Origin of the sequence: Aliarcobacter trophiarum LMG 25534 (assembly GCF_003355515.1) — a bacterium.
Classification (GTDB): domain Bacteria; phylum Campylobacterota; class Campylobacteria; order Campylobacterales; family Arcobacteraceae; genus Aliarcobacter; species Aliarcobacter trophiarum.
On record NZ_CP031367.1, the window covers coordinates 847909 to 868468 of the forward strand.

18 protein-coding genes are annotated in these 20560 nt (G+C 28.1%); 8 read left to right on the forward strand and 10 right to left on the reverse strand.

Features of this window, described 5'->3' with window-relative positions; translation table 11 throughout:
• Positions 1-92: 92 nt before the first annotated feature.
• Positions 93-923 carry a prephenate dehydrogenase gene (locus ATR_RS04410; RefSeq protein WP_115428268.1) on the forward strand — a complete coding sequence of 277 codons (831 nt, stop codon included), beginning with the start codon at positions 93-95 and terminating at the stop codon, positions 921-923.
• A gap of 70 nt (positions 924-993) precedes the next feature.
• Positions 994-1182, forward strand: coding sequence for a hypothetical protein (locus ATR_RS04415; protein WP_115428269.1), 189 nt, complete (start codon positions 994-996; stop codon positions 1180-1182).
• A gap of 7 nt (positions 1183-1189) precedes the next feature.
• Here ATR_RS04415 and selB read toward each other — a convergent pair whose 3' ends face one another.
• The 3 genes from selB to ATR_RS04435 form a co-directional block, all read right to left on the reverse strand.
• The gene (selB, locus tag ATR_RS04420; RefSeq protein ID WP_115428270.1) at positions 1190-3019 is read right to left on the reverse strand and encodes a selenocysteine-specific translation elongation factor; all 1830 of its coding nucleotides are present in this window, start codon (positions 3017-3019) and stop codon (positions 1190-1192) included.
• The gene (gene selA, locus ATR_RS04425) at positions 3012-4361 is read right to left on the reverse strand and encodes an L-seryl-tRNA(Sec) selenium transferase (RefSeq protein ID WP_115428271.1); all 1350 of its coding nucleotides are present in this window, start codon (positions 4359-4361) and stop codon (positions 3012-3014) included. Before selA ends, selB begins: the two co-directional genes overlap by 8 nt.
• 180 nt (positions 4362-4541) lie before the next feature.
• Complete coding sequence (locus ATR_RS04435) at positions 4542-5540, reverse strand: phospholipase A (protein WP_115428272.1); 999 nt, start codon at positions 5538-5540, stop codon at positions 4542-4544.
• 106 nt (positions 5541-5646) lie between these two features.
• Between ATR_RS04435 and rpe the strand changes: the two genes are divergently transcribed.
• The 3 genes from rpe to ATR_RS04450 are packed head-to-tail and all read left to right on the forward strand — an operon-like array spanning position 5647 to position 7686.
• A complete protein-coding gene (gene rpe, locus ATR_RS04440; RefSeq protein WP_115428273.1) occupies positions 5647-6288 on the forward strand; it encodes a ribulose-phosphate 3-epimerase in 642 nt (213 codons plus the stop codon).
• Positions 6289-6296: 8 nt separating this feature from the next.
• Positions 6297-6890 (forward strand): phosphoribosylanthranilate isomerase, encoded by a 594-nt coding sequence (locus ATR_RS04445; RefSeq protein ID WP_115428274.1) that lies wholly within the window; start codon positions 6297-6299, stop codon positions 6888-6890.
• The gene (locus ATR_RS04450; RefSeq protein WP_115428275.1) at positions 6877-7686 is read left to right on the forward strand and encodes a 3'-5' exonuclease; all 810 of its coding nucleotides are present in this window, start codon (positions 6877-6879) and stop codon (positions 7684-7686) included. The genes ATR_RS04445 and ATR_RS04450 overlap by 14 nt, the downstream gene beginning before the upstream one ends.
• A 44-nt stretch (positions 7687-7730) precedes the next feature.
• On the opposite strand, the gene argC is transcribed toward ATR_RS04450, so the two are convergent.
• The 3 genes from argC to ATR_RS04465 all read right to left on the reverse strand — a co-directional run bounded on the left by argC (position 7731) and on the right by ATR_RS04465 (position 13254).
• On the reverse strand, positions 7731-8681 hold the full coding sequence (argC, locus tag ATR_RS04455) for an N-acetyl-gamma-glutamyl-phosphate reductase (protein WP_115428276.1): 951 nt from the start codon (positions 8679-8681) through the stop codon (positions 7731-7733).
• 78 nt (positions 8682-8759) lie between these two features.
• Complete coding sequence (gene uvrA / locus ATR_RS04460; protein ID WP_115428277.1) at positions 8760-11573, reverse strand: excinuclease ABC subunit UvrA; 2814 nt, start codon at positions 11571-11573, stop codon at positions 8760-8762.
• Positions 11574-11643: 70 nt separating this feature from the next.
• On the reverse strand, positions 11644-13254 hold the full coding sequence (locus ATR_RS04465) for an EAL domain-containing protein (RefSeq protein ID WP_115428278.1): 1611 nt from the start codon (positions 13252-13254) through the stop codon (positions 11644-11646).
• Positions 13255-13375: 121 nt separating this feature from the next.
• On the opposite strand from ATR_RS04465, the gene ATR_RS04470 reads away from it, so the two are divergent.
• On the forward strand, positions 13376-14005 hold the full coding sequence (locus ATR_RS04470) for a hypothetical protein (RefSeq protein ID WP_115428279.1): 630 nt from the start codon (positions 13376-13378) through the stop codon (positions 14003-14005).
• A gap of 35 nt (positions 14006-14040) precedes the next feature.
• Here the strand turns inward: ATR_RS04470 and ATR_RS04475 are convergent, their stop codons facing one another.
• Positions 14041-14634 carry an FAD-dependent oxidoreductase gene (locus ATR_RS04475; RefSeq protein ID WP_115428280.1) on the reverse strand — a complete coding sequence of 198 codons (594 nt, stop codon included), beginning with the start codon at positions 14632-14634 and terminating at the stop codon, positions 14041-14043.
• Between the two features lie 49 nt (positions 14635-14683).
• Positions 14684-15385 (reverse strand): alpha/beta fold hydrolase, encoded by a 702-nt coding sequence (locus tag ATR_RS04480; RefSeq protein WP_115428281.1) that lies wholly within the window; start codon positions 15383-15385, stop codon positions 14684-14686.
• Positions 15386-15531: 146 nt separating this feature from the next.
• Between ATR_RS04480 and ATR_RS04485 the strand changes: the two genes are divergently transcribed.
• Positions 15532-15726 (forward strand): YgaP family membrane protein, encoded by a 195-nt coding sequence (locus ATR_RS04485; protein WP_115428282.1) that lies wholly within the window; start codon positions 15532-15534, stop codon positions 15724-15726.
• A 20-nt stretch (positions 15727-15746) separates the two neighbouring features.
• On the opposite strand, the gene ATR_RS04490 is transcribed toward ATR_RS04485, so the two are convergent.
• Complete coding sequence (locus ATR_RS04490; RefSeq protein ID WP_115428283.1) at positions 15747-17045, reverse strand: M99 family carboxypeptidase catalytic domain-containing protein; 1299 nt, start codon at positions 17043-17045, stop codon at positions 15747-15749.
• A 165-nt stretch (positions 17046-17210) separates the two neighbouring features.
• Between ATR_RS04490 and ATR_RS04495 the strand changes: the two genes are divergently transcribed.
• Positions 17211-18911, forward strand: a complete 1701-nt coding sequence (locus tag ATR_RS04495; RefSeq protein WP_228254253.1) for a protein adenylyltransferase SelO family protein — start codon at positions 17211-17213, stop codon at positions 18909-18911.
• Positions 18912-18996: 85 nt separating this feature from the next.
• Here ATR_RS04495 and guaA read toward each other — a convergent pair whose 3' ends face one another.
• On the reverse strand, positions 18997-20532 hold the full coding sequence (guaA, locus tag ATR_RS04500; RefSeq protein ID WP_115428285.1) for a glutamine-hydrolyzing GMP synthase: 1536 nt from the start codon (positions 20530-20532) through the stop codon (positions 18997-18999).
• Between the last annotated feature and the right edge of the window lie 28 nt (positions 20533-20560).

Consider the following 20560-nt stretch of genomic DNA (forward strand, 5'->3'; position numbering starts at 1 on the left):
TTTTCAAAATAAAGCAATAATATATCCAAAAATTGTTTATATAAATCTAAAGTAAGTTATAATTTCGCAAAATTTTTACAAAAAGGTTAACTTTGAATATTGGGATTATTGGTTTAGGACTTATGGGTGGTTCTTTGGCAAAGGCTGTTAAAAGATATGGTATTTCAAAAAAGGTTTATGGATTTACAAATAGTGAGAAAAATAAAAAAGAGATAGAAGAGTTAGGTCTTGTAGATGAGCTTGTTGATTTAGAGACTTTAAAAAAAGTTTCAGATGTAATTATTTTATCTATTCCTGTTGATGCAATTATCTCTATGTTTCCAAATTTTTTAGATATAGATGAGAAAACAACTATTATAGATATGGGTTCAACAAAAGAGTATATAGTAAAAAATATACCAACAAAGATTAGAAAAAACTTTGTAGCAGCTCATCCAATGACAGGAACAGAGCGAAATGGACCAAAAGCAGCTATGGACAATCTTTATGAGGGTAAAACTGTAGTTTTGTGTGATTTGGAAGATAATGCAAATTTTCATGTAAATAAAGCATTTAAAATTTTTCAAGAAATGGGTATGAGAATTGTTGTTATGAATAGCCACGAGCACGATGTAAATGCTTGTTATATATCACACTTACCCCATTTAATCTCTTTTTCATTAGCAAATACTGTTATGAGTCATCAAAATCCAAAAGAGATAATTGCACTTGCTGCTGGTGGATTTAAAGACATGAGTAGGATTGCAAAGTCAAGCCCTAGAATGTGGGGAGATATTTTTAAGCAAAATAGAGAAAATATGCTTCTTAGTATTAAATATTTTGAAGACCAAATGAATGAAGCTAAAAAAATGATTGAAGATGAGAGATATGAAGAGCTTGAAGATTGGATGAAAAGAGCAAATAGTTTACATGAAATTTTATAAGCTTTGATATAAATCATCAAAAGAGCTAGAAAGATTAAATATACTAGCTTTTATTAAAAAAAGGATTAGTATGTTTGCTTGGTTATTTAAAAAAAAAGAGAGAAGAAAAAGAGAAAAAACTTATGTTTGCAAACATTGTAAACTCACATGTGAAACTTGTACTACAATGTTTTGTTATGCTTGTTACTCAAATCCTGGAAACCCTTGCCCACGATGTGGGAAAACAAATCTTATGGAAAAAGAGCTAAAGAGTGGTTGATATAAGTTTAAGAAAACACTCTTTTATTCTCAATCTTTTTAATATCGCTAAAGTTGTCTAAATAGTCCAAATAACAAACTAGATATTTTCTACTTAAATCAAATCTTTGTTTGAAATTGAAAATCTCTATAAATCCATCCTCTTTTATGATCTCTCTCATAGCTTTCACTGCTTTATTTAAGCTTTTATTATGAATAAAAATGTTGTGTTGAAGTCTTATTACATCTTTTTTTGCTGTAAGTGATTTTAGAATATTATCTCCTAGCTTTCTATCAATATCCAAATCATCATAGATATTATATGGAGCAGTTGGAGTTAAATCCTCCTTCTCTAGCCTTTGTAAAAAGATATTTTCAAGCTCCTTTGTAATATCTTCTTTTATATTTGCACTTTTATATAATTGTGCCTCTTTTATTAAAAAATTTTGTTCTACTAAATTGTCTAAAACATTTGAAATAAATTCAGAACTAGCCCATGGAAGTCGCAAATTAATTGAAGAGCTTGAAAGTAGGGCATATTGATTTTTATTATAGATGTTTTCTATAAACTTTTTAATTTCATATTTTGTAGAAATTGGATAGATAACTAACTCTTTTTCATCTATAAAAACATCACTTAAATTTTTTGAAAGTTCTAGAGAATTTTCATGTGAAAGTGCAAATCTTTGTGTTGAAGATATAATTCCTAAACCTTTTTTATGGGCTTCAAGTAGGGTTTTAAAAGAGTTCTTAAAATCTTTTTGTAAAAGATATGATAGTAGTTTTATTTTTTGATTTTTATTCATAGGGTCTATTATTGGATTTAAAACAACTCCTCCAGCAATAGTATCATTTGAACTTCTTAAAATTAACTTTTCTCCAAATATAGAGTAGATTTTTTCATCTGCTTTTACTGTTGCAAAACCTTGCTCTAGGCTTGAAATTGAGTTAAATAATAAAATTTTGACTTCAAGCTTTTTTGAACCAATATATAAAGTATAATTTTGATTGTGGTTTAATTTTTTATCTTTTAAACATTTAAAACTAATATCAACAGAATCAAAACCTCTTAAAAACCCTTTTTTAGTAATAATATCGCCTCTTTTTATAGAGTTTATCTCAATATTTGAAAGATTTAGAGCTGCTCTATTTGAGATATTTGCAAAAAGTGAGTTTTGATTATGTACTTGAATATTTTTTATTTTTGTCTCTTTTTGTAAGTGTGGAATAAATACCTTTTCTTCAAGCTCAATTTTTTTACCTAAAACTGTTCCTGTAGCTACAGTTCCAATTCCTTTTAGAGTAAAAACTCTATCTACATAAAACCTAAAGAAATTCTCTTCTTCTTTTGCACTGCTATTTATTGAAAATAGTGTGGTTTTTAAATCTTCTATTGATGAGTTATCAAAAATTGATACAGTTTTTATAAATTTTATAGAAAATGAGTAGTTATTTAAAAACTCTAATATTTTATCTGTTTGTAATTTTAATTCCTCTAGACTTACTAAATCTTTTTTTGTAATTACTAAAATTAGATTTTTTATTCCTAAAAGTTCTAAAATCTCAATATGCTCAAGAGTTTGTGGCATAATTCCCTCTTTTGCACTAACAATAAGCATAACATAATCAAAACCAAAAGCCCCTGCAATCATATTTTTAATAAGTCTCTCATGACCTGGAACATCAATAAAAGCTATATTTCTTTGTCCAAAAGATAGATTTGAGAAACTTAAGTCAATAGTTATTCCTCTTTGTTTCTCTTCATTTGTGCTATCTCCTTCAAAACCATTTAAAGCTCTTACAAGTGCAGTTTTCCCATGGTCTATATGACCTGCTGTTCCTATTATAATATTAGACATTCTTAAACTCTTTTTCTAAAATATTTGCTATTTTCTCTATATCTTCCTCTTTTATAGTTCTAAAATCTAAAAGTACTTTGTCATTTTCTATTCTTGCAATTATTAGATTTTTTCTTAGAATTTCTTCAATTTTATTTGCTTTAAAATTTTTAAACTCTAAAGTTAAAGCAAAGCTAGGAATTTTTTTATTTGGAGTTGTACCACCACCTACCATTGTCGAAGTTTTTATAACTTCACACTTTAGAAAACTCTCTATTCTCTTTTTTAAATCTTTTGCTCTAGTTTCTAAAACTTCTATTTTAGTATTTAACATTTGCAGAGTGGGGATAGAGTCAAGTTCATTTTTTAAATATAAATTAATACTCTCTTCAAGTAGTGCAAAAGTGATTTTATCAACCCTTAACATTCTTAAGAGTTGATTTTTTTTGAGCTTTTCTATTAACTCTTTTTTTCCTATAATAATTCCAGCTTGTACACTTCCTAAAAGTTTATCTCCTGAAAAGCTAAGCAGACTAGGATTAGATTTCATAAGTTCAATAATACTAGGCTCATTTTTACTTAAGTTGTAAGGTAAATCAAAAATATGTCCACTCCCCATATCATAGTAATCTATTAGATTTTCATATTTAGATAATTTTGAAATCTCTTCAAAGCTTACTTCACTTGAAAACCCTTCAATACTATAGTTTGATTTATGAACTTTCATAAGCATAGATGTATTTTCGCTTATAGCATTTTTATAATCTCTTAGATGAGTTTTATTTGTAGTTCCTATCTCTTTTAAAATAGCTCCACTTTGACTCATAACTTCAGGAATTCTAAAGCTTCCTCCAATTTCTACTAATTCACCACGGCTAACAACTACCTCTTTATTTTTACAAAAAGTATTTAGGATTAAAAAAACAGCACTTGCATTGTTATTTACAACTAAAACATCTTCACAATCTAGTAGTTTTTTGAGGGATTTTGTAATATGTTCATATCTCTCTCCCCTTTTTCCTTTTTCTAAATCATACTCTAAATTGTTGTATGAAGTTGCTATTTTTATAGCATTTTTAAATATATCTTCATTTAGTAAACTTCTTCCTAAATTTGTATGAACTATGATACCAGTTGCATTTATTAGTGGTTTTAAAGATGAGCTTGTAATATTTTGATATTCATCTAAAACTGCAGAGATTAAACCCTCTTCATCAAAATTTTTTACATCTTTTTTTAATATATTAACTCTTAGATTTTCTAAAACTTCTTTTGTTATTTTTGTAATTAAAGTTTTTGATAATCCTTCAAAAGCTTTGTTTGTGATAAACTTATCAACCTTTGGAATAGATTTTAGTAACATTCTTTTTACCTTTATAGATTTTTAAAGATAAGTATTATACTATTTCAAGCTTATGGAGAGTTTGTGTATCTGGTGAGCACCACAGGCTTCAACCCTGATTGACGGTTTTTGTGTAAACGCCGTGAGAGGTTCGATTCCTCTACTCTCTCGCCATAAATTTTATTAAGATATAGATATAATTTATCTAGAAAATGCTATACCAATTCCAAAATTTGTAATCTCTCTATCATAATCAATCATACTTTGACCATATCCATGGAAAACTTGAAATATCCCATAACTATTTTTTGAAGATATAAACTCAGGCAGAGGAAAAGTGTAGTTAAACTCAACTGCTCCTTTATTTGAGCTATTTAATCGTAAATTATCTCTTAAAATTAATTCAAAGGTTTGCTGTTTATAAGCATATAAAAGGCTAATATCTCCATAACCATAATATTTATAAAAATCTTTCATATCATCATTTTTATTTTCTGGAATTTTATACCAAACTTTTGGAGATATAAAAAAATTATCAAACTGAAAATAGCTTTGTAGATAGAGTCTATTTACAGATCTTGAGTTCTCTCCTGCTTTCCCATTTGAAGAGTGTAAAAATGATGCTTTATAAAGTTTTAAATACTCTGAATCATATGGAATTTGTACAAAAACTTCTGGTTCATAGTTTGTTTCACGAAAGGGAGCTGAACTAGATGCTGTTTGCCAAAAAGATTTTTGAGTATATGCAAAGCTTATTGTCTCATTTAGTCCAAAAAAATTGTGCGATATGGGTTTTTCTAGGCTTAATTGAAAAGAAGTTTCAAAATTATCTCTATCTTTTACACTATTTAAGCTATAAGTTGCTGGTAAAATATAGTTCTTTTTATATGGATATATTCCAAAATTTTTAGTAACAAGCTGTTCTAAATTATTATTTGTCTCTTCAATATCATTTTTCTTAATATTTTTATCAAAAAACTCTTGTTTTGGATTAGTAACAATATTTTCAAGTATTAAATCATCTTTTTTTATGCTTTGGTTATTTAGGGTATTACTTGCTATCTTCTTATATAAAAGCATAGCAGCTTTATAATCACCACTCTCTTCGAGTACTTTTGCCTCTTTGTAAAGATAGTTTAAGTCATCATTTGAGTATAGAGATAAACATAATATTGAGAATAGAATTAAGCTTTTTTTCACAACTCTCCTTTATAATTTGCATTAATTTTACTTAAATTTTGGTTTATAGTTTATAAAAGTCACTTTAGAGTATAATTTTGCCTAATTTTTATAAAAAGGGTTAAAAATGCTTATAGCTCCTTCGATATTATCGGCTGATTTTGGGAATTTACAAAAAGAGATAGAGAGTATTTGTGAAGCAGGTTGTGATTTAGTTCATATAGATGTTATGGATGGACATTTTGTACCAAATCTTACTATTGGACCAGTAGTTGTTGAATCTGTATCAAGGGTTAGCTCTAAACCACTTGATATTCATCTTATGGTTGAGAATAATAACTTTTTTGTAGATTTATTTGCTCCCCTAAAACCAAAATATCTCTCTTTTCATTTGGAAAGTGAGAAACATCCACATAGGCTTATTCAAAAGATAAGAAGCTTAGGTATTAGCCCAGCTATTACATTAAATCCACATACAAAAGTTGAAGATATTGAGTATTTACTACAAGATTTAGATATGGTTTTACTTATGTCTGTAAATCCAGGGTTTGGTGGCCAAAGATTTATTCCAACAATTTTAGAAAAAGCAAAAAAATTAAAAGAGTTAATAAGTGAGAGAAATCCAAGCTGTTTAATAGAGGTAGATGGTGGAGTTAGTGATAAAAATATAAAGTATTTAAAAGATGCTGGTGTTGATATCGTTGTTGCTGGAAGTTATGTTTTTGGTAATGAAGATTATAAAAAAGCAATAGATAGTTTAAGAGTTTAGGAAAAGCTTTGAGAGTAAAAATTTGTGGAATTACAAATCTAAATGATGCTTTAAATGCTGTAAATGCAGGTTCTTCAGCTTTGGGTTTTGTATTTTATAAAAAATCTTTGCGATATATAGAACCAAGCAAGGCTTTAAAAATAGTTGAAAAACTTCCACCTTTTGTGCAAAGTGTAGCACTTTTTGTAAATGAGACAACAGAGTATATAAATCAAACTTGTAAAGCTTCAAAAATGCAATTAGCCCAAATAATTGATGATGAAAATATTGTGGATTATGCTGCTTTGGAACCAAAATATATGAGGGTTTTAAGAGTAAAAAATAAAGAGAGTTTAAAAGATTTAAAAGATGAGTACTATTTAGTTGATGCTTTTGTAGAAGAGTTTGGTGGTGCTGGAAAAAGAGTTGTTTTGGAGTGGTTTAAAGATATTAATTGCTCAAAACTTATTCTTGCCGGTGGTTTGAACTGTGAAAACTTAAAAGAGCTAAATGGTTATGGTTTTTATGCTGTTGATGTTAGTAGTGCAGTTGAGGTAGAAAAAGGTAAGAAAGATAGAGATAAAATGGTAGAGTTTATAAAAAGAGCAAATGAAATCTATTAAGCAAAAATATATTTTAAAGCCATCAAAACCTAGTTTTGTAGAGATTATTAGAAGATTGAAAAAAGAGCCAATAGAGTTTGGTGAGTTTTTATCCTTACTTGAAAACTATAGTGATAAGTTTTATGAAAGTAGTGAGTTAGAGTTTGAACTTCTTTTAATAAATGGGTTTCCACTTGATATAAAAGATAATTTTGTATTCTTAAAAACAACCAAAACTCCTATTTGTGAGCAAAGTTTTTGTTTTGTTGATATAGAGACAAATGGTGGAAGTCCAAAAAATGGTCATCAAATTATTGAATTAGGAGCAGTAAAGTATAAAAATGGAGAAATAGTAGATGAATTTTCATCTTTAGTTTTTGCAAAAGAGATACCAATATTTGTACAAGAGGTTACAAATATTACTCCAAATATGTTGGAAAATGCACCTAGATTAGAGAAGGTTTTAAAAGAGTTTAAAGAGTTTTTGGGTGATGATGTTTTTGTGGCTCATGATATAAAATTTGATTATAACTTTATCTCTGATAGTTTTGAGAAATATAATTTAGGAAAGCTTTTAAATAGAAAAATATGTACAATAGATTTATCAAAAAGGTGTATAAAATCTGATAAATATGGACTTAGTAGATTAAAAGAGCTTTTAAATATAGATGTGCAAAATCACCATAGAGCATATTTTGATGCTCTAACTACAGAGATTATTTTTGAAAGATGCTTAGAAAATATAGATTTTAATAAGGTAAAATCGACTGAAGACCTAATAGCTTTTAGTAAATCAAATAATATTTTAAAACCTTGAGCTTTACAAAAAATATCATTTGAAAAATAAAATAGGATTTTGGTTTAGAGTTTTATCTCTAAACCTTTTCTCTCTTCGAGCCCTAACATTATATTCATACATTGAATAGCTGCTCCACTTGCACCTTTTCCTAGATTATCAAGTCTAGATATGATTACTAAATCTGTTTTATTTTCATAAATTGACACTTCAATACTATTTGTGTTGTTACATCTCATTGGGTTTAAAAATCCATTTTCTAAATAGTTGTCATTCTTTTCTACTATTTTAATGAAAAGTTCATCATGATAATAATCTTTATAAACTTTTATAAGTTCTTCACGATTTAGTCGTTTTTTCATTTTTTGTTTTTCAATATATGAGATTACTAGCATCCCTTGTTTGAAATTTCCAACACTTGGTGTGAAAATAGGGGCTTTGTTCAATCTTAGGATATATTTCATCTCTGGCAAATGTTTGTGATTTAAGCTTAATGCATAAGGTCGTTGACCACCAAAAATTTCAAAATCTCCATTTTCATAATCATTTATCATTGAGCTTCCACCACCACTATATCCAGTTATTGAATGGCAAATAAGTTTATGATTTTTTCCTAAAATTTTATTTCTAAAAAGAGGTTTCATAGATATAATTAGTCCACTAGCATGGCATCCAGGAACACAAACTCTTTTTGAGTTTTTAATCTTATCTCTTTGTTTACTTGTAAGTTCTGGCACTCCATAAACCCAAGAAGGATTTGTTCTATGAGCTGTACTTGCATCTATTACTTTTACATTTTCATTTTTTATTAAACTTACAGACTCAATAGAAGCATCATCAGGAAGGCATAAAAATACTAAATCAGCACTATTTAAAAGCTCTTTTCTTTTTTCTATGTTTTTTTTATCTTTTTCATCTATTTCTAGAAGTTCTATCTCATCTCTTTTTTCTAATAATTCGTGAATCTTTAATCCAGTTGTTCCGTGTTGTCCATCTACAAATACTTTAAATTTCATTATATTCCTTAAAAAATTTATATTTTATTATCCTATCAAAATATCTCTTTTTATGTGCTTTTAGTATTAAAAAAAAGATTATTTATTTATCTCTTTATCCAAATAGTAACCTGTATATGAGCCACTATTTTTATGGTTTTGTGCCAAAAATTCAGGTGTTCCCATATCAACAACTTTTCCACCTTTATCTCCACCTTCAGGACCTATATCTATTACAAAATCAGAGTTTTTTATAACATCAAGATTATGTTCTATCACAAGAACTGAGTTTCCAAGTTCAACTAAATGGTGAAGAACTTTTGTAAGCCTATCAACATCTGCAAAGTGAAGTCCTGTTGTTGGTTCATCTAAGATATATAAAGTGTTTCCTGTATCCTTTTTACTTAGCTCTTTACTTAGCTTTATTCTTTGAGCCTCTCCACCACTTAAAGTTACGGCATTTTGTCCTAAAGTGATATAACCTAAACCAACATCACTTAGAGTTTGTAGCTTTGCTTTAAGTTTTGGTACTTTTATAAAAAACTCTAAAGCTTCATCTACACTCATATTTAAAACATCAGAGATATTTTTCCCTCTATACAAGATTTCCAAAGTTTGAGTATTGTATCTATCTCCATTACAGCTATCACACTTAACCATAATATCTGGTAAGAAGTGCATCTCTATTTTTATTTCACCTTCTCCTTGACATTTTTCACATCTTCCACCTTTTACATTAAATGAAAACCGTCCAATCTTATACCCCCTAAGAGTAGCTTCTTTTGTTTTACTAAAAAGGTCCCTTATTTCGTCCATAAGTCCTGTATAAGTTGCTGGATTACTTCTAGGAGTCCGACCTATTGGGCTTTGGTCAAGATAGATAACTTTATCTAGTTTTTCTAATCCATCTATTTCTACTCCATCAACTTTTTTTACCTTTCTAGCACGATTTAAAAGCTCTTGAGCAACAGGAAGTAGTGTTTGAAGAATAAGAGAAGATTTACCACTACCGCTTACTCCTGTAATGCTTACTAGATTTCTAAGAGGAAGTTTTACATCTAGGTTTTTAATATTGTTTATATTTACATTTTTTATTTCAATATAATCTTCTTGTTCTCTATTGTGAGGATATTCAACCTTTTTTGCTTCAGTTACATATAAAGCAGTTAGAGTTTTTGCTTTTTTCATTTTTTCTAAAGTTCCAGCAAATACTACTTCTCCTCCAAATTTTCCAGCATTTGGTCCAATATCAACAATAAAATCAGCAGCTTGTATAGTCTCTTTATCATGCTCAACAACTATAACAGTGTTTCCTTTTTCTTGTAAAGCTCTTAATGTCTTTATTAGTTTACTAGTGTCTCTTTCATGAAGTCCAATAGATGGTTCATCTAGTACATACATAACCCCAGTTAAACCACTTCCAATTTGTGAAGCAACTCTTATTCTTTGAGCTTCTCCACCACTTATTGTTCGTGCATCTCTTCCTAAGGTAATATATCCTAAACCAACATCATATAAAAAGAAAATTCTCTCTTTTATCTCCTTTAGAATAGGAGCTGCAATCATCTTATTTTGCTCACTTAAATATGAGAAATTATCTTCATTTTGGAAAAAACTATGAGCTTCTTCTATTGGAATATTTAAAATTTCAGGAATAGTCTTTTTAGCTACATATACAGTTTGGCTAGATGGTTTTAGTCTATTTCCAGCACAGGCATCACACTTCTTTTCTGTCATAAATTCAGCCATCTCTTTTTCATCTTTTATCATATCATAGGCTAATTTTACTATACCATCCCATTTTCTTGTTAATTTATGTTTTTTCCAAAAGAATTTTACCTCATCAACAGTTCCATGTAAGATAGCCTTTTGTTGGTGCTCTTCTAACTCTCTAAAAGGAGTTTTTATATTTATTCCACTTTGTTCGCAAAAAGCAATTAACATTTTAAAATAGAAGCCTTTATTAAAACCATATATTATCTTTATTGCTCCATCTTCAATGGCTAAATCTTCATCAATAACTTTTTTCATATCAAGAGCATATCTAATTCCTAGTCCATCACAAGAGCTACAAGCACCTTTTGGTGAATTAAAAGAGAAAGATATTGGTTCAAGTGGTTCAAATGAGATTTTACAATCAAAACAAGCCATATGCTCTGAGTAATGAATATTTTTTTCAACTCCTAGCTCTTCATAGTTTATTATTTCAATTTCAAGCTCTCCAAAACTCTCTTTAAGACCTTTTTCTACATCTTGTGCAATTCTCTCTTTGTTTGTTTCATTCGCTGTAACTCTATCTATTACAACTTTAATTGTATGCATCTTTGTCTTTTCAAGTTCTATATCTTCATCAAGCCTTACCATAACACCATCTATCATAGCTCTTACATAACCTTTACCTCTTAGTGCTTCAAGTAAATCGGCAAAGCTACCTTTTTTTCTATTTATTAAAGGTGCTAAAATTATTAACTTTGCATCATCTGGTAGAGATAAAACTTGCTCTATAATATCACTAGCACTCATTTGTGAAATTGGTTTATTACATTGATGACAATGTTGCTCACCAACTCTTGCATATAAAAGCCTAAAGTAGTCATATACTTCAGTGATAGTTCCTACAGTTGATCGTGGGTTTTTTGAAGTTGTTTTTTGATCTATTGCAATTGCTGGGGTTAATCCTTCAATTCTTTCAACATCAGGCTTTCCAACTTTGTCTAAAAATTGTCTAGCATAAGAAGATAAAGATTCAATATATCTTCTTTGCCCTTCTGCATAAAGTGTATCAAAAGCTAGTGTAGATTTACCACTTCCACTAAGACCTGTAAAAACTATTAGCTTATTTTTTGGGATTTCTAAGTTTATATTTTTTAGATTATTCTCTTTTGCATTATATATTTTAATTGTATCATTCATAATTTGCCTTTAAAAATTTAAAGCATATATTATATATAAAATTTGTTAATAGTTTGTATTATCTATATAATTAAACCAACTCCTTTGGTTCATCTATGAAAAATCCTTGAGAATAGTCTATTTCTAGCTCTTTTACACATTTTAATACATCTTCATTATGTACAAATTCAGCTACGGTTTTTATATTAAGAGCTTTTGCAAAACCAACTATGGTTTTTACAGTAAGATATATATTATTATCTAAGTGCATATTTTTTATTAAAGAGCCATCTATCTTTATGAAATCGACATTTAATTTAATAATATAATCAAAATTTGAATAACCTGTTCCAAAATCATCTATTGCTATTTTACAACCTAAATTTTTCACCTTCTCTATAAAGTTTATCATCTCTTCAAAATCTTCAATACCTTCACTTTCAACTATCTCAAAAGTTATCTGTTTTGCTGTATTTGTTTTTCTTATTATATTTAATATAAACTCCATAGTATAGTAATCTTTTAAGTCTTCTAAAGTAAGATTTATACTAAACTCTATATCTTTATCTTTAAAAAACTCACAAGATTTTTTTATAAGCATTCTAGTCATTCCTAGATATAGTTTTGCTTTTTTTGCCTCTTTTAAAAATTTAAATGGAGATAAAATAGTACCATCTGATAGTTTTATCCTCATTAGAGTTTCATATTTAATCTGATTTGTTTTGTTATCTACAATTTTTTGCCCAAATACTAAAAGATTATTGTTTATTAAAGCATCTTTTAAATTCTCTGTTAATTGTTTATTCTCTTTTAATTTATTGTATAGTTCTATATTTTCATCTAAAAATAGTATAGAAATATTTTGTTTTCTAGCCATTCTAAGAGCATATTCTGCTTTTGAAAGAAGATTGTTTTTTATACTATCTTCACAAACTCTAGCAACTCCTATTGTAAGACTTAGATAAAAGCTATTATTGTTTACTAAAATAGGTACAAACATTATGTTATCTATTATATTTTTACAAATCTCTTTTATATTATTTAGGTTATTTTTGTCGCTTGAAGTAATAGCAAAAATATCACTAGATATTCTATATAATGACATACCATATTTTGAAGATTTATTTACTAAAATCTCTGAAAATTTCTTTAAGACTAAATCACCAACTTCAAATCCATAAAAGTTGTTTATATCTCTAAATCTATCAATATTTATTAGAGCTATTTTTAAGATTTTACCATTTTTTAGATCCTGAATTAATCTTTGTCTATTTGAGAGTTTTGTAAGCTCATCTAAAAATTGTTCTTCAATTATCTTTTCTTGCTCATATAATTTTGTGATATCGTGTCTTAAAGCTATAAATTCAACTATATTTTCATTTTCATCTAAAATAGGTACGATAGTTGTATCTACATAATAAGCCTCACCATTTTTTTTCTTGTTTCTAATAATACCTTGAAAAATTTCTTTATTTAAAAGAGTTTTCCAAAGATCTTTGAAAAACTCTTTTTGCATACTAGGGTGTCTTACAATATTGTGATTTTTTCCTAATAACTCCTCTTGTGTATATCCTGAAATTTCACAAAACTTATCATTTACATAGGTGATAGTACCTTTTATATCTGCTATTGATACAATTGAGCTTTTATCTATAGCTTTTTTATACTCAAGTAAAAAATTATAATTATATTTTTTATCCATAAAATATCCTATTTAAAAGATTATTGTATAGTTTAGTAAATAAAAATAAGATAAAAATTGCTCTTTAATGTTAATTTAATTTTAAGAAATGTACAATACCAGAAAATAAAAGGAGTTTTATATGCAGATACAAAATAGTACAAATCACGCCTTAAATGCCTTTAAACAAAATGCTGCTTCAAAAGTAGAGAAGGGGTTGCAAGAAGAAGTTGCGCCAAAAACAGAGAAATCGGTTGATGAGATAATAAATAATTCAGCATCAAAAGTTGCAATATCTATGAATGCTCAATATATCTTATTTGAGATGAATGCAAAATCTATGGCAAAAGGGAATGTTTTAGGACAATCTGGATTTAATATTTCAAAAGACCAACAATCAGTTTTAGATTTTCTAAGCGGAAAAGGAAAAATTGATGATATGAACTTGTATGATACAGGTTATGTTGGAAAACCAATTTTAGAGTTAACACAAGATGAAGCAACTGAACTTGTTGGAGAAAAAGGTTTTTTTGGAATAAATCAGACTTCAGATAGAGTTTCTAACTTTGTATTTAGTTTTGCTGGAGATGATTTAGAAAAGCTTCAAAAAGGAAGAGATGGTATAGTTCAAGGGTTTGAAGAGGCAAATAAAATGTTTGGTGGAAATTTACCAGAGATTTCATATAAAACTCAAGAGAGAACTTTAGCCTTAATAGATGCAAAAATAGAAGCTATTAAAAATTCACAATCAAAAGATAGTAACGAGTCTTAAGTTAATTATCAAAGAGTAGAGTTCTACTCTTTGATTTAAGCTTTTACATCATGAACTACAACAATTTTTCCAGCCCAATTTGAAAGAATATCACAAGCAACTTTTGTACCATCTCCACTAGCACATGCAAACATTGTAGGAACTCCACTTGCAAGTCCTGCTACATATAGATTTGGAAGGATTAAGTTGTTTTTATTTTCTAGATATATTAAATTTGGTTTTGGAACAAAACTATTATCAAGAACTTTTACACCATTACACTCTATATCAAATTTATGAAGTCCAGTAGCTAAAACAACTATATTTGCACTGTAAGAGCCATTTTCACTATTTATAATAAATTCATCACCAACTTTTTCAATTTTTATAGCTTTTTCAACTTTTAGCTCAACACTAGGGAAATTTTTTAGTTGATTTTTTAGTTTTACAAGTAAATCAACTCCATTTATTCCACTCTCAATTCCAGCAACATTAAAATATCTACCTACATTTAAATCGCTTTTATTATCATCTAGCATAAGATATTTTTTATCTTTTGCAAAGTCAAACTTAGCATTTGCACTTCCTAAATGTAAAGCACAGCCAAAACCAGCAGCTCCAGCTCCAATAATTACTACATCATATTTCATAATATTATTCCTTTAAACTTTTTTGGATTTTAACAAAATAGTTATAAAGTTACTCTTTTATCCACTCTTTTATACTATTACTAAAAAGTTCTGGAAATTCTAAAGGTATGTTGTGGCTAGTTCCTTCTCTTTTTATTAGTTTGAAATTATGCTCTTTTGTATGAAGTTTTTCTAAAGCTTCTAAGTCCAAAAGTCTATCATTTGTGCTATATAGCATATGTATTGGAATATCTTGATTTTTTAAACAATCAAATAAATCTATTCTATTAAAAGTACTTTTTAGTTGAGTAATAAATACCTCTTTTCCTAAATCATTAAACATATCAACCATAATATTTACAAGCTCAAAATCATTTTGGTTTTTTTCTTCTAAAAGCATAATGGCTTTTTCAAACTCCAAGCCAAACTCATTTGAGTTTATAAACTCTTCAAGTTTTTTCTCTCTTCTTGCTTTTTCAATACTTGAAGTAGTCCCTGGAGTTGCTGCAACTGTAAATAGTCTTTTTACTCTTTGGGGATATTTACAAGTATAGTATGAAGCTATATAACCTCCTAAGGAGAAGCCTAAAATATTTATTTTTTCCTCTTGAATGCTATTATATAAAACTTCAACAATTTTATCAAAATCTGTAAACAAAGGAATAGGAAGGTGAACTATTTCAAACTCATTTTGTAAATATTGTAAAGCTCTACTCCAAAGTCTATTATCAGTCATAAGTCCTGGAATAAAGTATATTTTCTCTTTTTGCATAAAATAAACTCTCTTTTATCTATTTTGGAGGATTTTATATAACATTGGCTTAAATTATGAAAATTACAATTATATTAATAAGTTTTTCTTATTTATATTAGATTAAGTAATCTTATATAATAATATAGAAAAACTTGGAGAAGAATATGAATATATTTGATAAGATAAGAACATTTTGTAAACCATTTAGGATTGTTTTAGGTGTAGTTTTAATAGCTATTGGGTTTTTTAGTGGGATTGCTTGGTTTTATTTAGGAGTTATTCCTTTATTAGCTGGAATATTTAATTTTTGCCCACTTTGTAAGTTTAGTGGGAAATGTACGCCAAAAAATCTTAAGTAGAGTTTTAGCTCTACTTAGGATTAATCTATAAATCTAATTGTAATCATTCCATAAAATTTACTATCTTGGTAAAATTCAACTCTATAATCTTTTGTAGAGTTATCTATTGAAAAGTTGCTAACCATATCACTTTTTGTAAGAACTAAACTATCTTCACTATCAACTCCAGCTTTGCTAAAACCAATAACATTTACTCTAAGAGGTGATTTTAAAACTTTGAAGCTTTTTTTAACTTCTAAAATTTGACCAAATTTACTTTTAATTATATTTCCATCTATTTCCAAATCTACATCAAGAAAAGAGCCATTTTTATCAAATATTTGAGGAGATAGTGTTGTAACTAAGTTATTACCTATATATATTTCATAATTACCATTTATAAATTTACTATTTCCTAAAGAGTGTTCAAAAACAAAGTTATTATCACTTTTTTTAAGCGGAATAAATCTTAAATTTTTTCTAATATCATTTAAATCAAAAGATATATTGTTGTTTATTTGAATCTTTCCAAAATCAAAAAGTAAATTTTGTACCTCTTTATAGCTATTTAAATCAAAATTTCTACTAAATTCAATATCCATAACTCTCATAAACTCTTCGATAGATTTTAGTTGATAAATCACTTTTTCTGTCAAATCTGTAATATTTTTGCTTGTTTCTATTGCAAATGCCGGTTTATTATTTGTAACAGCAAAAAAAGTTAAAGATAGTTGTTGTTGCTCATCTTTTGCTTTTGTTTCTGTATTTTTTACTCCAAAATAGTGATGATCTTGGAAAAGTTTATCTCTGTTTAGACTATCTCTTACAGTTGTTGCAATCTCATCTAAATTTCCAAATTTCTCTAAAGAGTGAATTTTTTCTTGATCAATAATTGTAGCTTGACCCCAAGCTCTTGGATTAAAAATTGCATTTTCATAGTTTTGTCTATAAAAACCATGTCCATCATGTAGATTTAAAACTAATTCTACTTCTTTATCCAAAATAAGAGATTTTATTTTTTCTATATTTCTTATATCTTTGTCATCTTTAGAAATTGTGCTGAATTTTCTATTCATATCTCCATAGATACCTCTTTGATTTGCTATCATACTATCAATATTTACAGAAGGAGCTATCCAAACACTTCCTTTTTTTATAGTGTAATGTTTTTCAAAAAATGCTGGTGCAAAATATCCTCCTGGTTCATCACCATGTATTCCGCCTATAATAAGTAAAGTATGTCCTAGTTCTTTACCCTCTTTTTTATAAAGAGTGAAATCTATATTTGTATTTGCATAAATGTTTGTGAGTAAAAATATAATAAAAAAAAGAAATCTCATATGTCTCCAAGCTTATAAAATTATTAAAAATGGCTAGTATGTTATCTAAAGCTTATTTAGAGGAGGATTAAAATTAGTTTTCTTATTTTAAATATTATTAAAACAATTATTCTTTATTTTATGTTAGAATCTTGATAAATTAATAGATAATGGATAGATATAATAATGAATAAAAATAATAAAAAAATGATAGAAATATTTGATGAGCTTATTAGTTTAAGTGACTACTCTTTTGTAAATAAATTAAATGGAGATCCAGATGCAAAACAAAATGGTGATAACAAATCTGCCAGAGAGGTTTTTAGTGGGCATTATGTAGAAGTTGAACCAACTGCTATTAAAGAGCCTATATATATTTCTCATAGTGAAAACTTTTTTAAAGAACTAGGCTTTAGTGAACAGTTATTAAAATCAGATGATTTTATAAAACTATTTTCAGGTGATATGTCAAATATTTCTAAACCAATACAAAAAATAGCTTGGGCAACTGGATATGCACTTTCTATATATGGTCGTGAGTATTATGCTCAATGTCCTTTTCAAACAGGGAATGGATATGGTGATGGTAGAGCAATCTCTGTTTTAGAAGCAGTAATAAATGATAAAAGATGGGAATTTCAACTAAAAGGTGCAGGGAAAACTCCATATTGTAGAGGTGCGGATGGAAGAGCTGTTTTAAGATCAAGTATTAGAGAGTTTTTAGCACAAGAACATATGAATTCACTTAATATTCCAACTTCAAGGTCTTTAACTCTGTTTACTTCTAAAAAAGAGCAAGTAACAAGACCTTGGTTTAGAGATAACTCTTATTCAATGGATCCTGAAGTTATGATAGAAGAAGATGTTGCAATTACTACAAGAGTTGCATCTTCATTTATAAGAGTTGGACAACTTGAACTTTTTGGAAGACGTGCTAGAAAAAATGAATATAAAAATGCTTTAAAAGAGCTAGAGATGATAGTTTTACATTTGATTGATAGGGAGTATAGTGAAGATATTAGTCAAGATTTGAGATTAGAGGAAAAGATAATATCTTTAGCAAATGAGTTTCAAAGCCGTCTTACTTCTTTAGTGGCAAACTGGATAAGAGTTGGTTATTGTCAAGGTAATTTCAATAGTGATAACTGTGCAGCTGGAGGATTTACTCTTGATTACGGACCATTTGGGTTTATAGAGATGTTTGATCCAAAATATCAATCTTGGACTGGTGGAGGAGTGCATTTTTCATTTTTTAATCAACCAATTGCTGCTTTAAAAAACTTCAAATCATTTTGTAATTCTTTAAAACCATTGCTTAGTTCAAATAAAAATGCTTTAGAGGAATTTGAAAAAATCGAAAATAACTTTAGTAAAGTTATGCAAGAAAAGATGCAAAATATGTGGGCTAAAAAACTTGGACTTGATAATTTTAATGTTGAGTTGTTTGAAGATTTAATAAACCTTATGATAGATACAAAAGTTGATTACACAATATTCTTTAGAGAGTTATCAAATATTCCTAATGATATGAGTAGTCTTGAAAAAAGTTTTTATGAAAATTTGAAAGATGAAAATATAAAGTTAAGATGGAATAGTTGGCTAAAAATTTGGAGATCATTAATAAATATAAAGGATGAAGAATCTAAGCAAAAACTTTCAATTCAAATGAAACTTATAAATCCTAAATATATATTAAGAGAGTGGCATCTAGTAAAAGCATATCAAGAAGCACAAAATGGGAACTATACTTTAGTAAATGAATTACAAGAAATAATGACTAAACCGTATGATGAACAAACAAAAGAGATAGAAGAGAAATATTATATTAAAAAACCAAAAGATTTATTTGGAATAGCTGGTATATCTCATGTTAGCTGTTCGTCGTAGATATATAGTTTTATAAGCTTTAGTATTTAAAAAGAAGTTTACTTAGTCATTTAAAGACTAAGTAAACTAATTAAATTAGATTAAATTATTCCCACTCAATAGTTGCTGGTGGTTTTGAAGAAATATCATAAACTACTCTATTGATTCCATCAACTTCATTTATAATTCTTCTTGAGATTGTTTCAAGAATTTCATGAGGAATGTGTGCAAAAGTTGCTGTCATACCATCTGTCGCATCAACTATTCTTACACAAACAGTGTTGTCATAAGTTCTATTATCACCCATAACTCCAACAGATTTTACATTTAATAATACTGTAAATGCTTGCCATGTTTTCTCATAGTATCCAGTTGAGTGTAGAACATCTAGTAAGATAATGTCAGCTTTTCTTAATAAATCTAAATCAGGTTTATTAACATCTCCCATAACTCTTATTGCAAGACCTGGACCAGGGAATGGATGTCTATTTATCATATTTCTTGGAAGTCCAAGTTCAAGTCCAAGCTCTCTTACTTCATCTTTAAAAATCTCTCTTAAAGGCTCAACAAGTTCAAATTTCATCCAATCTGGAAGTCCACCTACATTGTGATGAGATTTTATAGTTTTTGAAGGACCTTTTACAGAAACTGATTCAATAACATCTGTATATAGAGTTCCTTGTGCTAAAAATTCAACTCCACTATGTTTTTTTGCCTCTGTATCAAATACTTCAATAAATGTTTCACCAATAATTTTTCTTTTCGTTTCAGGATCAGTAATACCAGCAAGTTTACTTAAAAATTTTTCACTTGCATCAACAGTTATTAAATCAATACCTCTACTTCTAAAAATAGTCTCAACTTGATCTCTCTCATTTGCTCTTAAAAGTCCATTATCAACAAATACAGGAATTACTTGATTTCCTATTGCTTCAAAAAGAAGAGTTGCCACAACAGAGCTATCAACCCCACCACTAACTGCACATAAAACTTTTTTATTTCCAACTTGTTTTTTTACTCTATCTATTTGCTCTTTTGCAAAACTTCCCATATTCCAAGTACTTTCGCAACCACAAATATACTTTGCAAAATTTTTAAGAAGTTTTGTTCCATATTCACTATGATAAACCTCAGGATGAAATTGAAAAGCATATATATTTTTTGAAGTGTCAGCAATTGCTGCAAATGGAGAGTTTTCACTTATTGCAATTTTTTCAAATCCAGAGGGAATTGATTCAACTCTATCTCCATGACTCATCCAAACAGTTTGTCCATTAGGAGTATCTTTAAAAATCTCATTTTCATCTATGAATTCTAGTTTTGCTTTTCCATATTCATGGCTTGAAGCTGGAACTACACTTCCTCCAAAGTGTTGAGCAATTAGTTGCATTCCATAACAAATTCCTAAAATTGGAAGTCCTAAATCAAAAATTGTACTATCTGGATGATAAGAATCAGTAGCATAAACAGAAGCTGGACCTCCAGATAAAATTAGTCCTTTTGGAGTTCTTGCCATAATATCTTCAATTGACTCACTGTATGGAACAATTTCAGAATAAACTCCACTTTCTCTTAGTTTTCTTGCAATTATTTGTGTATATTGACTTCCAAAATCTAATACAACTATTGGTACATGCTTCATAATATTTAACCTTTCTTCTACACTTTTT